The sequence below is a fragment of the Mesorhizobium sp. RSR565B genome, from assembly GCF_054719465.1.
This window is the reverse complement of the sequence record NZ_JBTTIE010000001.1, coordinates 307,554-323,455: the sequence shown is the minus strand read 5'-3', so window position 1 is coordinate 323,455 and position 15,902 is coordinate 307,554. Positions and strand designations below refer to the sequence as shown.

At 64.5% G+C, this 15,902-nt stretch carries 15 protein-coding genes and 1 pseudogene; 8 read left to right on the top strand and 8 right to left on the bottom strand.

The features are described from left to right. Window positions 1-226: 226 nt before the first annotated feature. The 3 genes from ACYG9R_RS01595 to ACYG9R_RS01585 are packed head-to-tail and all read left to right on the top strand — an operon-like array spanning window position 227 to window position 2,852. Window positions 227-1,069 (top strand): ABC transporter permease, encoded by an 843-nt coding sequence (locus ACYG9R_RS01595; protein ID WP_023693860.1) that lies wholly within the window; start codon window positions 227-229, stop codon window positions 1,067-1,069. Further along, window positions 1,066-1,848, top strand: a complete 783-nt coding sequence (locus ACYG9R_RS01590) for an ABC transporter ATP-binding protein (protein ID WP_023824435.1) — start codon at window positions 1,066-1,068, stop codon at window positions 1,846-1,848. Before ACYG9R_RS01595 ends, ACYG9R_RS01590 begins: the two co-directional genes overlap by 4 nt. After that, entirely contained in the window at window positions 1,845-2,852 is a 1,008-nt protein-coding gene (locus ACYG9R_RS01585) for an ABC transporter substrate-binding protein (protein ID WP_023693858.1), read from the top strand. Before ACYG9R_RS01590 ends, ACYG9R_RS01585 begins: the two co-directional genes overlap by 4 nt. A 172-nt stretch (window positions 2,853-3,024) precedes the next feature. Here ACYG9R_RS01585 and ACYG9R_RS01580 read toward each other — a convergent pair whose 3' ends face one another. Further along, complete coding sequence (locus ACYG9R_RS01580) at window positions 3,025-3,687, bottom strand: LexA family transcriptional regulator (RefSeq protein ID WP_023672482.1); 663 nt, start codon at window positions 3,685-3,687, stop codon at window positions 3,025-3,027. 257 nt (window positions 3,688-3,944) lie between these two features. Further along, on the bottom strand, window positions 3,945-4,145 hold the full coding sequence (locus tag ACYG9R_RS01575) for a hypothetical protein (protein WP_023709399.1): 201 nt from the start codon (window positions 4,143-4,145) through the stop codon (window positions 3,945-3,947). A gap of 80 nt (window positions 4,146-4,225) precedes the next feature. Here ACYG9R_RS01575 and ACYG9R_RS01570 point away from each other — a divergent pair, with 80 nt between their 5' ends. Continuing rightward, the gene (locus tag ACYG9R_RS01570; protein WP_023824437.1) at window positions 4,226-4,918 is read left to right on the top strand and encodes a GcrA cell cycle regulator; all 693 of its coding nucleotides are present in this window, start codon (window positions 4,226-4,228) and stop codon (window positions 4,916-4,918) included. 328 nt (window positions 4,919-5,246) lie between these two features. Next, on the top strand, window positions 5,247-5,846 hold the full coding sequence (locus ACYG9R_RS01565; protein ID WP_023824438.1) for a DUF6456 domain-containing protein: 600 nt from the start codon (window positions 5,247-5,249) through the stop codon (window positions 5,844-5,846). 65 nt (window positions 5,847-5,911) lie between these two features. Here the strand turns inward: ACYG9R_RS01565 and ACYG9R_RS01560 are convergent, their stop codons facing one another. Then, the gene (locus ACYG9R_RS01560) at window positions 5,912-6,220 is read right to left on the bottom strand and encodes a hypothetical protein (RefSeq protein WP_023693854.1); all 309 of its coding nucleotides are present in this window, start codon (window positions 6,218-6,220) and stop codon (window positions 5,912-5,914) included. A 202-nt stretch (window positions 6,221-6,422) separates the two neighbouring features. On the opposite strand from ACYG9R_RS01560, the gene ACYG9R_RS01555 reads away from it, so the two are divergent. Continuing rightward, on the top strand, window positions 6,423-7,307 hold the full coding sequence (locus ACYG9R_RS01555) for an NmrA family NAD(P)-binding protein (protein ID WP_023819108.1): 885 nt from the start codon (window positions 6,423-6,425) through the stop codon (window positions 7,305-7,307). Between the two features lie 57 nt (window positions 7,308-7,364). Here the strand turns inward: ACYG9R_RS01555 and ACYG9R_RS01550 are convergent, their stop codons facing one another. Further along, window positions 7,365-8,132 (bottom strand): COG3904 family protein, encoded by a 768-nt coding sequence (locus ACYG9R_RS01550; RefSeq protein WP_155923295.1) that lies wholly within the window; start codon window positions 8,130-8,132, stop codon window positions 7,365-7,367. A 147-nt stretch (window positions 8,133-8,279) separates the two neighbouring features. Continuing rightward, window positions 8,280-9,554, bottom strand: coding sequence for a DUF763 domain-containing protein (locus ACYG9R_RS01545; RefSeq protein ID WP_023824439.1), 1,275 nt, complete (start codon window positions 9,552-9,554; stop codon window positions 8,280-8,282). Between the two features lie 243 nt (window positions 9,555-9,797). Between ACYG9R_RS01545 and ACYG9R_RS01540 the strand changes: the two genes are divergently transcribed. Then, window positions 9,798-10,643 (top strand): HNH endonuclease, encoded by an 846-nt coding sequence (locus ACYG9R_RS01540; RefSeq protein WP_031199575.1) that lies wholly within the window; start codon window positions 9,798-9,800, stop codon window positions 10,641-10,643. 192 nt (window positions 10,644-10,835) lie between these two features. Here the strand turns inward: ACYG9R_RS01540 and ACYG9R_RS01535 are convergent. Next, window positions 10,836-12,790 (bottom strand): annotated as a pseudogene (locus ACYG9R_RS01535) (acyltransferase family protein). 459 nt (window positions 12,791-13,249) lie between these two features. On the opposite strand from ACYG9R_RS01535, the gene ACYG9R_RS01530 reads away from it, so the two are divergent. Continuing rightward, complete coding sequence (locus ACYG9R_RS01530; protein WP_023824440.1) at window positions 13,250-13,603, top strand: cupin domain-containing protein; 354 nt, start codon at window positions 13,250-13,252, stop codon at window positions 13,601-13,603. Window positions 13,604-14,296: 693 nt separating this feature from the next. On the opposite strand, the gene ACYG9R_RS01525 is transcribed toward ACYG9R_RS01530, so the two are convergent. Both ACYG9R_RS01525 and ACYG9R_RS01520 read right to left on the bottom strand, forming a co-directional pair. After that, a complete protein-coding gene (locus ACYG9R_RS01525; protein ID WP_023685454.1) occupies window positions 14,297-15,124 on the bottom strand; it encodes a metal ABC transporter permease in 828 nt (275 codons plus the stop codon). Further along, complete coding sequence (locus ACYG9R_RS01520; RefSeq protein WP_023685455.1) at window positions 15,108-15,902, bottom strand: metal ABC transporter ATP-binding protein; 795 nt, start codon at window positions 15,900-15,902, stop codon at window positions 15,108-15,110. Before ACYG9R_RS01520 ends, ACYG9R_RS01525 begins: the two co-directional genes overlap by 17 nt.

Sequence of the window (15,902 nt, the reverse complement as noted above, 5' to 3'; positions counted from 1 at the left end):
TATTGCCGTGGCTGGTTTATCTGACCCATTGCGTGGAGGAGATGCCTCTGACCCCTCAGCACAAAGAGGAGGGGAGCCATTGGCGATTGGCGAAGACCGCGATGCCCACGAATCTCCCCCCTCGAGCAGGAGATGGCCGGCAGGCCAGAGGGGGTCCCAGCGCGTGGAGCGCCGACGTCCTTTTCGCATCGGCAAGGCGTGGGCGCTCTATGCGAGGCGACCCCCTCTGTCGCCTTCGGCGACATCTCCCCCTCGAGGGGGGAGATTAGCCGCAGCCATCGCCAAGACCATCCCCGCCGCCTGCGCCTCCGCCCTGCTCCTCGCGGCGTGGGAGCTCTACGCCCGCTATGGTGGCGCTGCGCCCACCATGCTGCCGGCGCCGTCGCGCGTGCTGCAGCAGGCCTGGGAGCATCGCGCTGCCCTTGCCGACAACACGCTGCCCACCATCCGCGCCACATCAGCCGGCTTCGCCTGCTCGTTGGTCGCTGCCTTCGTGCTTTCGGCGCTGGTCGATTTCTTGGCCCCGCTGCGCCGCGCGCTGTTTCCGCTGCTGATTGTCAGCCAGACCTTGCCGCTGGTCGCGATTGCGCCGCTCATCGTACTGTGGTTCGGCTTCGGGCTGATGCCAAAAATCTTGCTTGTGGCGCTCGTTACCTTCTTCCCGATGATGGTGGCGCTGGTCGAGGGTTTTGCCGCGACCAGCAAGGCGATTTCGCAGATGCTCGCCACCATGGGGGCAGGGCGCTGGCGCATCTTCTGGCTGGCGCGCCTGCCTTCGGCGCTGCCCTATTTCTTCGCCGGGCTGCGCATCTCCATCACCTACGCCGTCGTCGGCGCGATCTTCGCCGAATATGCGGGGGCGGCGAAGGGGCTGGGCATCTACATGCTCAATGCCAAGAACAACTTTCGGCCCGATCTGGTGCTCGCCGCAGTCGCCGTCAGCGCCGCGCTCACGCTGATCCTGTTCGGCATTGCCGTGCTCGTCCAGCGCTTCGCCATGCCTTGGGAGAATGCAGGGAGCGAAAGCCGCGACGGCAAGGTTGAAGCTGCAGAAGAGAACCGTCAATGACGCGGCTCGAACTCCGGGACATCAGGAAGAACTTCGGCGCGCTTGAGGTGCTCGCCGGCATTTCGCTTCATGTCGCGGCCGGCGAGTTCGTCTCCATCCTCGGCCCTTCCGGCGCCGGCAAGTCGACGCTGTTCCAGTTGCTGACCGGCGCGCTGAAAGGCGAGGGCGACATGCGCTTCGACGGCGCACCATTGCAGGGCAGCCCCTTCGCCTTCATGCCGCAGCGCGACGCGCTGATGCCGTGGCGACGCGTCATCGACAATGTGACGCTGGGGCTGGAAGTTCAGGGTCTTGGCCGCAAGGCGGCACGCGAGCACGTCGCGCCGCTGTTTGCCGAGTTCGGCCTTGCCGGCTTTGAGCGCGCCTGGCCGGCGGAACTTTCCGGCGGCATGCGCCAGCGCGCGGCGCTTTTGCGCACCGTGGTGCAGCAGCGCGACATGCTGCTGCTCGACGAGCCCTTTGGCGCGCTGGATGCACTGACCCGCGCGGGTGTGCAGCGCTGGCTGGAAGGCATGTGGCAGCGCCACCGCTGGACCGCGCTGCTGATCACCCATGACGTGCGCGAAGCCGTCTACCTCTCCGATCGAATCTATCTGATGTCGGCGCGGCCGGCCCGCATCATCGGCGAGATTGCCGTGCCGCTGCCGCGCCCGCGCACCACCGGCAGCGATGCCGCGCGCCAGGCCGCCGCGCTCGAAGCCGACATCCTCGACACGCTGCTCAATCCCGGGACTGACCGGGGCTTGTTTCCGCAGACCGCTCAAAGGAGTTTTTCATGACCGAATTCACACGCCGGCAGGCTTTGCTGCTGACGCTGGCTGCCGGACTGCCGCTTGCCTCTCGCGCTCATGCGGCTACGCAAAAAATCACCGTCGCGCTCGACTGGACGGTCAACACCAACCATGTCGGCCTGTTCGTTGCCCGCGACAAAGGGTTCTACCACGAGGCCGGGCTCGATGTTGAGATCCTGCCCTATGGCGATACTGGCGCCGGCACGCTGGTCGCCAACCGCATCGCCGATTTCGGCATTGCCGGCGTCGGCCTGTTCACCCAGCGGGCTGCCGGCGCCGATCTCAAGGCGGTCTACGCCGTGGTCCAGCAGGAGACCGGCCGGTTGGTCTTCAACGCGGATCGCGGCGAGATCAAGAGTCCCAGGAATCTCGACGGTCTGACCTATGGCGGCTTCGGCAGCGCCTGGGAAAACACGCTGATCTCGACCATCATCCGCCACGATGGCGGCAAGGGCGTTTTCGAGACGGTGACATTAGGCACCTCGGCCTATGAGGCGCTGGCCAACGGCTCGGTCGACTTCACGCTGGAGGTCTCGACCTGGGAAGGCGTCGCTGCCGAGTTGAAAGGCGTCAGGCAGCGCGGCTTCCGCTACGCCGACTACGGCGTCCCCGACGAGCACACCACCTTGATCGCCTCCAGCAATGCATATCTCCAGGCAAACCCGAAGGCCGCATCGGCCTTCGTCGAGGCAACGCGGCGCGGCTACCAATTTGCCTGCGATCACCCGCAGGAAGCCGGCGATCTGCTGATCGCTTCCAACAGGGATGCGCTGACCGACCCGGCGCTGATCCACGCTTCGCTGAAAATGCTGGTCGACGGACACTTCTTGCGCAGCCAGGACGGCGTCATCGGCACCATCGCCAGGGCCAAGATCGAGGCGATCGGAACCTACCTCTTCAGGGCCGGCATATTGCTCGATGGCGATGGCAAGGTTCTGAAGGAGAAGCCGGATTTCGGGGGGTATTTTACGAACGAGTTTTTGGGCGCGTAATCTCCTCCCTCGAGGGGGAGATGTCGCCGAAGGCGACAGAGGGGGTCGGTACGTCCTGACGCGACTTCCTATCGCGGACAGAGGACGTCAGCGCCTTACGCGCGGCGACCCCCTCTGGCCTGCCGGCCATCTCCCCCTCGAGGGGGGAGATTGCGCCTCACCGCCTTCTCCCTCACATATCGATCATCGAGCGCTTCACCCGGCCGATGATGGTGATGGCGCCTTCCAGCGCCGGCGGCGGGATGTCCATGTAGGAGGCCGGCTGGAAGGGCGGGTTCTCGTTGGGGCGGTAACGCTTGTAGGTGGCCTGGCCGGATTCGTCCGAAATGACGTAGCAGCCATTGGTCACCAGCCGCTTGTCCCTGAGGTTGACGAAGATGATCGAATCCGGTGGCGAGATCTTGTTCATCGACGGGCCGTCGACGCGCAGCGCAATCCATTGGCCCTGCTCCAGATCGGTGGTGGGGATGGTCGGATAGTCGCTGAGATTGACCACCATGTCCTGGCTGCCGAGTTCGCCGGCGCTGATCCATGAGACGATGGGCACATCGACGGTGGCCAGCGACGGCATCGGGATCTGCCGGCCCGACTCGTCAAAGCCGAAATGGCCCCCCGCAAGGCTGCCGCCGTCACCGTTGAACAAGAGCCAGCCGGGATCGACGCCGAACAGGCGGCCGTATTTCTCCGCCGCCTTGCGCGACAGCGGCCGGTTACCGTTCTCATGACTGATCAGCGTGTTCTTGTTGATGTCGCGCAATGCCCGCGCAGCGTCGCTCGGCGAGGCATAGCCCGCCTCCGCCCGCGCCTGCTGCAATCTGTGCCTCGGTTCCTGCATCGTACAAATTGCCTGAAATTTATCGTCCAATATGTACGATTTCGCTTGCGTACGTTTCGTACATATCGTACGCTTAGCGCATGATCGAACAAATCGCAAGCGTTTCCGCAGACATCCTCAGCTTTCTCCCATCGTCCGGGCTGTCCTCCTCCCCGGTCCGGACGCAAACCGGGGCTTCTGCCCCGGAGGTCGAACCGTCGTCCCCCCGATCGACCGGAACGGCCGGAGCCGCTCCTCTCCCGGCTCCGGCCACCTCTTCAGCCCATGGCGCCGCCGGTGCGCCAAGGGCTGTCTCCGGCGGGCAGGGTATTTCCTGCATCCGCACGGAAGATGGCACCGTCATCCTGTTCGACCGGCTGACGGGCAGGGCGGTTTCCGCCCTCACCAAAGCGGCCGCCGAAGCCGCCTTGCGGCATCTCGCCGGCTCGCTGCCGGCCGCCAGTATCGGCTGACCGCACCGACCATCCGCTCTGATTTTTTCCCGTGGGCCCTCGGGGCCGGCGCTCGGCCTTTGCGCGCGCAATCAATGGATACCGACATGACTGCCTATACCGACACCGAATTGCAGGAGATCGCCGTCTGGCTGAGGGATGGCCTGTCGGCCACAGGGATCGCCGTCCGCTTCACGGCGCTGCGCGGCAGTCCGGTCTCGCGCAACGCCATCATCGGCATCGTCCACCGCAACAGCGCGTTGAAGACCATCGGCTTCGCCAACCCAAGAGGCGGCAGGTCCGGCGGCCGACCGAGGAAGAATGCGACGGGGAAGACTGCGGCAAACGAGAATACCGCCAAGAGGAATCCGCCGGCGCAGCCAAGCAAGCTCGTAAGGGAAGTAGGAGTTTCGAAGCAGGCCGCGCCGGTCAAACCGGCCGCCAAACCGAGCCGTCAGCCATCGGCCAGGCCTTTGTTGCCAGCCCGTCCGGCGCCCTCGATCCCGGGCGAAGGACGGCTGGTGGTGGACGGCGAAGTCTATCGCTTCAATGTGCCGGCGCCGCGCCCTGCTTCGCTCGGGCGTCAGCCGCATGTCGCCGCCATGCGCTTCATCGACTGCCTGTTCAACCGCTGCCGCGCGCCGCTCGACCTGACGCTGGAGGAAGACCCCGACAAAGACCCTCCCGGCAGCCGGCCGGGATTGGAGATGCTGTGCTGCGGCCTGCGCACAAGGGCGCTGAAAAGCTACTGCGAATACCACCAGGCGCGCTTCCACGGGCCTGTGGCGGAGGTGGTGTGAGCGGCTGGGCTCCGTTCCTCGCCTCCGGACGACCCCACCAATGATCGAAAGCCGGCGGGACAGCGCCCCCCTCTGTCCTGCCGGACGTTCGTCGCTCGGGAAGCCAAGCAATTGGCTTTCCGTCCGCTTCGCGGACCACTCCTCAACCCCCACGAGGGGGGCGATCGGATATCGCCGCCGATTTCGCCAATTGCCAACGTTGCAGAGGCGCAGCCGCCGAAACTGCCAATCTCCCCCCTCGTGGGGGAGATGCCCGGCAGGGCAGAGGGGGGCGCGAAGGAACGCCAACCTTCCGGCTCAACAACCCAATCTCCACAAGGACCACGCCATGAGCAAAAAAACCGCGCAGAAAGCCAAACCGCCGAAGCTGCCGGCGGGCGAAGTCGAGCAGGTGCGCATCCGCCGCGAGATCGGCCATGATTTCGCGCTGAAGGACGATCGCTTCGGCCGCAAGCGGCTGAGCGTCGGCACCGAAGAGGCGCGGCGCGTCTACGAGGTCTCCAATGACGGCTACACCGCGACCGGCGGCATCGTGCGGGTGCGCAATGTCGATCCGCTGGTCGGCATCACCTCGCTGACCCGCCAGCAGCGCGAGGCCGGCCAGCGGTTTCGCGACGATTTCGAGCGCGCCTCGCGTGACGGGCTGCGGCCGATGCCGTGGGAAGAGCGCATCGACGGCGGCCGCATCAATGGCGGCATCCCCGACCGCGTGCTCAACGACGGCCGCGCTCATGCTCACGCCGTCGCCGCCCTGGCCCACTGGGAAGTGGCGGAAGTGGTCCGCCAGATCTGCCTCGAAGGCCAGTCGGTGAAGGCGCTCGCCGAACGCACCGGCGAGGGACGAGATGTGGTGGTGAAGCTGTTGAAGGTCGGGCTCGACCTTTTGGCCGTGGGTTACGGGATGATGCTGATGCGGAAGCCGCGATAAGGCCGGCAGCCGCGCAGGAAGCGGCCGGCCGGCAGATGCCGGCCGACCGGTTTCACCCTATCGGATCACCGTTCGCAAACGCGAATTTCCTCGACGATCCTGTGATGATGGCGCCAATGCTTGACCAACTCTATACGGCAATGGCGATGGTGCCTGTGATACCTGTGGTACCTGAAGCCGTTATCGTAGGCATCATACTGGTAGTAGGGGCGAGGAGCGTAGCGATCGTAATAGTCGCCATAGCTGTCATTGTAGTCATCGTCATAGTAGCCGTTGCCGATGCCGATCACGACGCGCCCGCCGGCATTCGCCGGGGCGATCATCGCCGCCGCCGCAGTGATAGCGATAGCCGAAGCAAGCAGGAGCTTTCTCATAGCTGCCTCCTATTCAACCTTGCGCTAATATAACTCGCTGGGCACGACCTCGTTCCATAATTTTGCAAGATGCGAACGACCCCTGCGCCGTGCATTGCGAGGAAGTTCAGCGTCACCTCCTGTCAGCATCGTCCCCGATTTTTGAACCCTTCGCCGCCCCAGCCATTAATCCGGCATGAATCAGCAAGGGAAGGACGAGACCATGCATGTCATTCTTGGAGGTACCGGCCATGTCGGCTCGGCGGCGGCAATGGCGCTGTTGCGGCAGGGCGAGGATGTCACGGTGGTGACGCGCGACGAGTCGAAGGCCGCATGGTTGGTTGAACAGGGCGCGGAGGCCGCGGTTGCCGATGTGCTCGATGTCGAGGCGCTGCGTGAAGTCTTGCGGCGCGGCAAGCGGGCGTTTCTGCTCAACCCGCCGGCCGATCCATCGACCGACACCGACGCCGAGGAGCGCAAGACGGTTGGCGCCATTGCGGCGGCGCTGGAGGGCTCCGGCCTCGAAAAGCTGGTGGCGGAATCGACCTACGGCGCGCAGGCCGGCGAGGGTGTCGGCGATCTCACCGTCCTTTACGGCCTCGAGCAGAAGCTGAAGGCCCAGGCCATTCCGGCAAGCATCAACCGCGCCGCCTATTACATGAGCAACTGGGATCAGGCCCTGGAGACGGCGCGGCGCGACGGCGTCATCACCTCCTTCTTCCCGGCGGATTTCGAGCTGCCGATGGTGGCGCCGCAGGATCTCGGCGAGGCCGCGGCGAGACGTCTGCTGGAGCCGGCGGACAAGACCGGCACGCACTATATCGAGGGTCCTCGGCGCTACTCCGCCGCCGATGTCGCCGCAGCCTTCAGTGCGGCGTTGCGCAAAAACGTGCGCGTGGTCACGGTGCCGCGGGAGCGCTGGACAGAAACCTACGAAAAACTAGGCTTCTCCAAAGCGGCGGCCGAGTCCTATGCCCGCATGACCGGGGCCACGCTGGACAAGCCGATGCAGCCGGAAAACCCGGAGCGCGGCACGACCAGCCTGGAAAGCTATATTGCTGCGCTCGTCGAGGGCCGGCCGGAAGACCTGTTGAAGGGCGCAGCGTAAAGTGAAGGGTTGCTGTTGAGAAACAGGCGCTTCGACGACCTACGTGGCCCGCTATTCCTATTGCCTGACCGTTCGGCAGTTGCCCGCCGGCGGCGTGGTCTTGCAGATATCGATGGAGGTGCGGGTGTCGCCGTGACCGGTTTCGGTTATCAGATTCAGGTCCAAAAGTTCGTATGTCACGAGGTATCGTATGCTGTCGTCGGGTATTTTTTGCATGGCCGATACGATCCACGAACCTGCTTTCATCTCGGTGAAATAGCTGTCGACCTTGCGTTCATACCATTTGGGTATCGGAACGAGGACGATGGTCTTCTTGCCGTGGATTTTCTTGGCGGCCGGCAGCATGATCCGGTGAATGCCGACAAAGGCGCGGCTGTCTGCCAGGCGCCGTACGCCGCCCGCAAGAACCATCGTACAAGCTGACGAACAGACTGCGCCGACGGGGTTGGCGACGCCGAAGCGGAGGTCGCCCGGCCCGCAGGCTTTTGTGTCTGGCGCGCATTCGGAGAACTCCGTCTTGCCAACCATCGTGTCGAGCCCGCTGGCGCGGATCATATGGCCAAGCGCCATCGCCGCATCGGTCTCGCCGCCCGGGGAATTCAACGCCAAAGGCAATTTGCGGGGGCCGAGTTTTTTCAGCAAAGCCTTCAGCAAAGCTGGCGTGCCGGCCACGATGTGACCTTCCGCCGAAATCCATTCCGGGCATGTCGGCTCGCATCCTGGCGTGCTGTTGCGTACAACGACGAAGTGCATCGGCGGTGTATATGCCAGTATGGCAGGCTCAGGCGTCGTTTGGGCGATCGCGCCGCCAATCGCCAGCAGCACGAAAACCAACGTCCATGCGAATGTCTTCATGCCGAGCCTCGCCTGGCAGAGCATCACTTGAGAAATGGGTCTTTGCAAGCATTATCAAAACAAGCCGAGCACGTGTTTCTATGGGCCGCGCACTATCTCTGCATGATGGACAGGCAGCTACTGGCGGCCCCTGTCTGAACCGTCGTCGCTTTCCGCCGCCCCCTCCCACCCGAACACACTGCGCCCTCCAAGCAGATGCGACTGGTCGAACTCGCCGGCGACGATCTCCTTAAGGCTTGGCCCGGTGACGTAGCGCTCCAGCCGCCGCGCTTCGCCATCCAGCCGCTGCAGCGCGCCGAGCTCTTCCTCGCGGCCGAGCTTGGCCTTGCCGACGGCCGATTTCAGCACCGCGATCGTCTCGTCATAGACTTTCAGCGGCACCGGGAAGGGGTGGCGGTCCTTGCCGCCATGGGCGAGCGAGAAGCGCGCCGGATCGGAGAAGCGGCAGGGCGCGCCATGCACCACTTCCGCCACCATGGCCAGCGCCCGCACCGTGCGCGCGCCGACGCCGGGCACCAGCAGCAGCTCGGGAAAGTCGGCCGGCCCGCTTTCGATGGCGGCGGAAATGTTGCCGTGCAGCCGGTGCATGACGATGTCGCTCTCGCGCACGTCGTGATGCGCCGGCATCACCAGATTGGGCAGCATCGGCTGCGCCGCCGGTTTCGCAGGCGCTGCTTTCGGCGGCGGCTCCAGCACGGCAAGCTCGTCGAGGATCCGTTCCGGGCTCATGGTCTTCAACAGGTCGATCTGGCCGCTACGTGACGGCGCGGCGCGATGGTCGGTCAGGTTGACGATCTCGCCCTGCCGCTCGCCCTCGATCGCCGCATGCGGCTGGTCGACGAAGCTTGTCAGCCCTTCCGACAGCCAGTGATAGCGCCGCGCCTGGCGGCTGTCGCCGTTCATGCCTTGCTGCACCACCACCCAGCGGCTGTCGTCGGTGACGATGAAGCCGTGCAGATAGAGGTCGAAACCGTCCTGCACGGCCGCACTGTCCACCTTGGCGACCAAGCGGCTGGCGGTGGCAAGCGCCGCACCATCGATGCCGACGCGCTCGCCGATCGCCATCAGCTCCTGCGGCGTCTTGCGCGAATGCGCGCCGCGCCCGCCGCAGACATGGATGCCGAGCTCCCGCGACATCGGGTTCAGCCCGCGCTTCAGCGCGCCGACGACCGAGGTGGTGATGCCTGAGGAGTGCCAGTCCATGCCCATGACGGCGCCGAAGGACTGGAACCAGAACGGATGCGCCAGCCGCCGCAACAGCTCGTCGCGGCCATAGTGATGGATGATCGCCTCGCACAACACCGCACCCAGCCGCGTCATACGATCGCCCAGCCATTTCGGAACCCGCCCGCCATGCAGCGGCAAGTCCGCACTGCCGCTTCGCTGCGTCAAGTGAATGCTCCGTGGATGCCGCGCACCGGCGGTGCGCCTGTGATGTAGATGGCATTTGGGGGGCGATTTGCAAGCGGGGTGGGGGCGGCGACTATCGTCGCCCTACGCTCTTCTTGGTGTCTCGCCGAAAGATGCAGTTACGCCGCCTGTCGCACCTGGCAATAAGGTCGGCTCCCTGCTTGAAGGCGAGACAGGTCTCGAATAGAGCTTATCCAACCGACGGCAACTATTAAAACCAAAACGATGTCGCAATTCTGGTGGGTAAATCACAGTCAGACCGCCCGCCAAGAGATCGACGGGCAATATCTCTGGTCGCCCAAAACTCGGAAGAATGGGGCACGCAGCGAGTCCTACAAAAATATGCGTCGGGCGACACCTGGTGACCTCGTGTTGTCTTTTTTCGGTCAAGCCGTGCGCTATATTGGTCGGGTAGCGGAGTTTGCATTCACAGCACCGAAACCACCGGAGTTCAAGAACACTGGAGCCAATTGGAACGAGGAAGGTTGGCTTCTCCCGGTGTATTGGGCGCCGCTCCTGCCGACGGTGCGCCCGTCGGACATAATTGGCGAATTGGGTCCGCTTCTGCCTCCCCGATACTCGCCCATCGACCCAAACTCCGGATCAGGCCGTCAAAACGCCTATCTCGCGAGCGTATCGGAAGAGGTGTTTCACACCATTGTCGCGGGTACAGCTTTCGACCGCGAAGCTCTGAGGCGTGGTGGCGCAAACAGTCTCACTTTCGAAGTCGTCAATGAAATTTTAGAGGACGTCGTTGAGCGCCGTATCCGAGACGACCTCCAACTCGAGGACACTGTAAAAACGAGCGTCATTCAAGCTCGTCGCGGCCAAGGTAAATTTCGTTCCAATGTCGAAGCCATGGAGCGCTCGTGCCGACTCACAGGGGTCACCAATCCCTCGTTGCTGATTGCAAGCCACATCAAGCCTTGGCGCCTATGCGCTTCCGCGCAGGAGCGCTTGGACGGCATGAACGGGCTGCTCCTCACGCCTGATGCCGACCACCTCTTTGACCGTGGCTTCATCAGTTTTGAAGATAGCGGGCAGGTCCTCATATCCCAGCGACAAGACTGATTTGCGGCGGCTCGGTTTCGAGCAATTGGTGATGCAGAGTTTCGGCTTTGCCGAAGCCCCCGCCGTCTGGCGCACTAGCACCTTCACCCCGCCGCAGCAGGCTTACCTCGCTCACCATCGAGAGGATGTGTTTGTGGCATAGCTCGCATCAACTGAGCGGTCAGCCGTCAGGTCCCCCTACCTCGCCGCCCCCTAAAACACCGCCTTCTCCAAGACCGGCTCCAGTGATTCAGCAAATGGCGTCGCCAGGTGGTGCCGGTCGCGGAAGGCGAGTTGGCCGTTGATGAACACGTGGCAGGTTTGGGCGTCGCAGAACTGGCTGGTCAGGTCGACATAGGTGGCGCCGGGCACGCTGCGCACGACGTCGCGCTCGGCCGCGGCGATGTCGTCGTTCGCCGCCGCGTCCCTCGGCGTGTCGCAGACTTCAGGCACCTGCCCGCGCCACAGCGCCCGCGCCACGCATTTGTCGGCATAGCTTCCATTGTAGGGAACGTCCCGGATTACCGCGACCTTGATCCCGGCCCGGCTGAATGCCGCCAGCGTCCAGCGCAGGCCGGCCTTCCACTCCTCGTTCCAATCGGCGTGCTTCAGTTCCTCGGGCGATTCCTTCATCACATTGCCGATCGAGAATTCCGAGATCACCACCATGTGCGGGTGCAACGCGATAATGTCCTTGACCGATTGCTCCCGCCACTGGTCGCATTCGGTGTAGTCGCGCTTCAGCCGCCAGTTCCAGGTCGTCACCCGCGAGGCACGGCAGGACGATTTGAGATAGGTGACGAGGCGATAATTGTTCTTGGCCGCCGCCTCGATCAGCGGCGTCGACCAGTGGTCGGCATGCGAATCGCCGAACAGCGCAATCGAGCGCCCGGCGTCCTTGTTGCCGAACACGCAGGCCTTCGGCGTCACCGTCTCAAAGGAGAGAATACAGCCGGCCGCGCGCGCCGTGGACGGCTGCGCGGCGCTGGCGGCAATGCTGCGCTGCTCAGGGTCCAGATCGTGGACGGCAAGCCTGGCATTGGCGTAGGCGGCTGCGACGCCGGTGCCGGTCAGGAGGACGGCCGGCACCAGCGCCCGCGCCGCACTGGCCATCAGCCAGCCATTGCGGCGGATCGGGTTTTCGATGACATGATAGGTGAACCCCGACAGCGCCAGCGTCAGCGCCAAGCAGCCGAGCCGCTGCAGCGGCGAAAGTTCCGGCGTCAGCATCGTGGCATACACGATCACCGGCCAGTGCCAGAGATAGAGCGAGTAGGAGAGTTTGCCGACCCATTGCAGCGGCGCCAGCGCCAGTGCCTCGATCGGGCTTTTCTTAGCGCTCTCCTGCTGCGCGTGCGCCGCTCCTGCCAGCAGCAACAGCACGGTGCCGGCCACCGGCACCAGGGCGAGGAAACCCGGGAAGGGCGTTTCGTCGCTGAAGGAAAGATAGGCGCCGGCAATCAGCGCTAGGCCGAGCCACGCCAGCGGCGTGGCGAGCCGCGGGCGGTTTGCCAGACTTGCTGCGGCACCATGCTGGCCAGCCCGCCGGCGGCGAACTCCCAGGCGCGTAGCGGCGAGAAATAGAAGGCCCAGGGCTGCGAGACCGTGGTGAGCCACGCGCAGACGGCGAACGAGACGAGGCCGGCAATGCCGATCACCAGGATCGCGCCGCGCTTGCCCGGGCGCAGCCATGCCGCCAGCACAAGCAGCGCCGGCCAGGCGACATAGAACTGCTCCTCCACCGACAGCGACCAGAAATGGACAAACGGGTTGCTGGCCGTATCGGCGGCGAAATAATCGAACGACCAGCGGATCAGCCACAGATTGATCATGTAGGCCGAGGCGAACATGGCGCCTTTGGAATAGAGCGATTGTTCCTCCGGCGACAGGATGAAGGCGCCGGCCACCAGTGTGGCGAGGATGACGAACAGCGACGCCGGCAACAGCCGCCGAGCGCGCCTGGCATAGAAGCGCCACAGGTTGAGCCGCCCGGTCTCGGTGATTTCGGCAAGCAGGTGTTTTGTGATCAGATAGCCCGAGATGACGAAGAAGATGTCGACGCCGGTCAAGCCGCCGGGCAGGCCGGTGAAGCCGAAATGAAAGGCGATCACGCCTGCCACCGCCAAGGCACGCAGTCCTTCGATATCGGGCCGGAACGATGCTGACACGATTTGCCACCTCGTGCTGGTGCATGACCCCGCCTCGGCGAGTAACGATCGCGCCGGGATCATACGTGCGGCAGCTTTGCGCCCAACGGGACACGGCGCTGCAACCGTTGACAGTCGGACCAAGACTCCGCCCTATGGGTCGATATCGCAATGCAACAAATCTAACGCAGTGCAACATTGGAGGAGGCGACGCCGCTGATCTCCCCCTTTGAGGGGGAGATGGCCGGCAGGCCAGAGGGGGTCGGTTCGACCGGACTGGCCCAATCCTGCAAGTGAAGGCAGGCGCTCCACGCGCGGCGACCCCTCTGTCGCCTTCGGCGACATCTCCCCCTCGATGGGGGAGATTAGCTCCCCGCCTCCTTCGCCAAATCTCCGACATCCGGGGTCGGCCCTTGCGTTGCTCCCGTCACACGCATCGGCTATCCAACCGGCAGCCATGCAATTCAAACGGAGCCTCCCATGACCAACACCACCATTTTCAAATTCGGCGCTGTCGAGCATGCCGAGGGCGGCGACTTACCGGGCTGGATCGTTGTGGCGGGCCGGCCGACCATGCAGACCGCCGTGCAGCACACCACCGCCGACGGCAAGGTGCTGTCGGGCACCTGGCGGGCCTCGCCCGGCACTTATCACGCCACCTACACCGACTATGAGTTCGTGCACATGATCGCCGGCCGCATCATCATCACGCCCGATGGCGGCACGCCGGTCGAGGTCGGTCCGGGCGATGCGTTCGTGGTCGAAGCCGATTTCAAGGGCACCTGGCAGATCATCGAGCCGGTAACCAAGCACTTCGTCGTCAAGCTTACTTGATCGACGTCGTCAGGCTTGCCTGATCGGTGCCGATACACGTCGGCCGGCGCGGTTCATCGCCAGCGTCCCCCTCGCCCAGCAGGGGGAGGGGGCGTAGCGAAGCGAATATCGGTTAAGAGGGCGTCACCTCGTTCGCTTCGAACCGATGCGGATCGAAAAGCTGAGACGATGGCGTTCTGCGGAGCCTGGTCGAGAGAACGCAGGCCAGGACTGCTGCCGGGTCGCCGGCGCGTCAGCCAAGAGCGAGCGGCGCACTTCGAGAGTGCATGCCGCCCGTCCGGCGCCGGGCCGTCAATGCTGTTGTTACGAAACCCCCCAGCCCCGTCTCAACCGCCACGGCCATGGCGTGACCCATGGCTTGCTATACGCATGCAGCACCGCGGTCTGTCAACGCCGCCCGCAATGGCCGCGGGAGGTCCCTTTTGCGCCTCCCGGCCAGCTTTCCAGCCGGCCTCGCGCAAGCCATTCGCCGCTGCAAAATGCGCTTGAAATGGCGGTTTTCCGGGTGTTCCGGCCGCTCCGGAGGGGACCTTTGGCGCGACAGAGGTCGCGATCTAGGCGATTGGATGAATTTGTCTTTCGCGGCTGAAACGTTTCAGGAGCCGGATTGTAGACCTGACTTTTTTTGGGTGTATTTCCCTCACGTCAGTTTTGCACCCCAGCCGGCCCGATCGACCTGCCGGAGGGCAAGCCTCAGGGGCCGGCGTCGGCGCTCTGAGTCTCTCGGACCGACGGGCGCCGGACCATGCCGCTGACGACATAGGCCGCCGCGCCCAGCGCCGTGATCCAGAAGCTCGTCGGCCAGTCGGTCAGGAAGGCGAGCGTCAGGCTGATCCAGGCGATGATCACGGCAAGCGCGATGGACGTCAGCACGCCGGCTCCGACGCCGCTGGTAAGCCTGAGCGCGGTGGCTGCAGGCGCCACCATCAGCGCGAAGACGAGCAGCACGCCGACGATCTGCACCGCCTCGGACGTAGCGACGGCGACCAGCACCATGAACAGGGTCGAGACAAGAGTGAGCGGCACGCCGCGCGCTTCGGCGAGTTCCGGCTGCAGGCTGGCGAACAGCAGCGGGCGCGCGATCAGCAAAAGCGCGACAAGGATCGCCACCGCCAGCACCGCAAGCACGATAACGGTGCGCAGGCTGATGCCCAGCACATTGCCGAACAGCACGTTGGTCGCCTGCGAGGCGAAGGCGGTGTAGAAATGCAGGAACAGCAAGCCGAGGCCGAGCGACAGCGTCAAGACGATGCCGATGGCGACGTCGCGATGCGCGCGCTCGCCAAGCAGGCCGATGCCGATGCCGGCGGCGACGGTAAACACGGTGAGACCCAGAAACGGCGACAGCCCGATCAGGCCGGCGCCCGTGGCGCCGGGAAAGCCGACATGGGAGAGCGCATGACCGGCGAAGGTCTGGCCCCGGAGCACGAGGAAATAGCCGACCGCGCCCGAAACGATGCCGACGATGGTGCAGGCATAGAAGGCGTTGCGCATGAATTCATAGTCAAAGATCGTGGACATGCGCCCCGCTCTCCAGTTCGACATCGTCGGCCATGACGAAGATGCGGCCGGCAACCCGCACCACATTGATATGCGTGCCGTAGAGTTTCGACAGCACCGGACCGCTGATGACCTCGTCGACGGAGCCGATCGCCGCCTTGCGGTTGCCGAGATAGAGCACGCGGTCGACGGCGCGCAGCAGCGGGTTGATCTCGTGCGAGCAGAACAGCACGGCAATGCCGAGCCGTTCGCCGATCTGATGCACCAGGTCGATGATCGCGCGCTGATGGCCCGCATCGAGACTGATCAGCGGCTCGTCTAGCAGCAGCAGTTGCGGATTGCCGATCAAGGATTGCGCGATCAGGATGCGCTGGCGCTCGCCACCGGAAAGCTCGCCCAGCGGCCGCCGCGCAAGGTCGCCGGCGCCCACCTCTTCAAGAGCCTTCCACGCCGCCTCCTTCTCGGCAGCCGATGCGACGGGCCAGCCCCAGCGATGCCCGCCGGCGGCGCTCAGCACGAAGTCGAGGCCGCTGACGCCGACATCGCCAAGCGCGCGCCGCGCCTGCGGCATATAGCCGATGTCGGCGTTGCCGCGCGTCGGCGATTTGCCAAGCACCGAAATGGCGCCGCCGGCCGGTTTGATCAGGCCGAGAATGGCGCGCAGCATCGTCGTCTTGCCGGCGCCATTGGCGCCGAGCAGGCCGACAAAGGCGCCTTGCGGTAGAGAAAAGGAGACGTCGGATAAAACCCGGCGTCCCCCATAGGTCAGCGTGACCTTGTCGAATTCGATTGCGTTCAT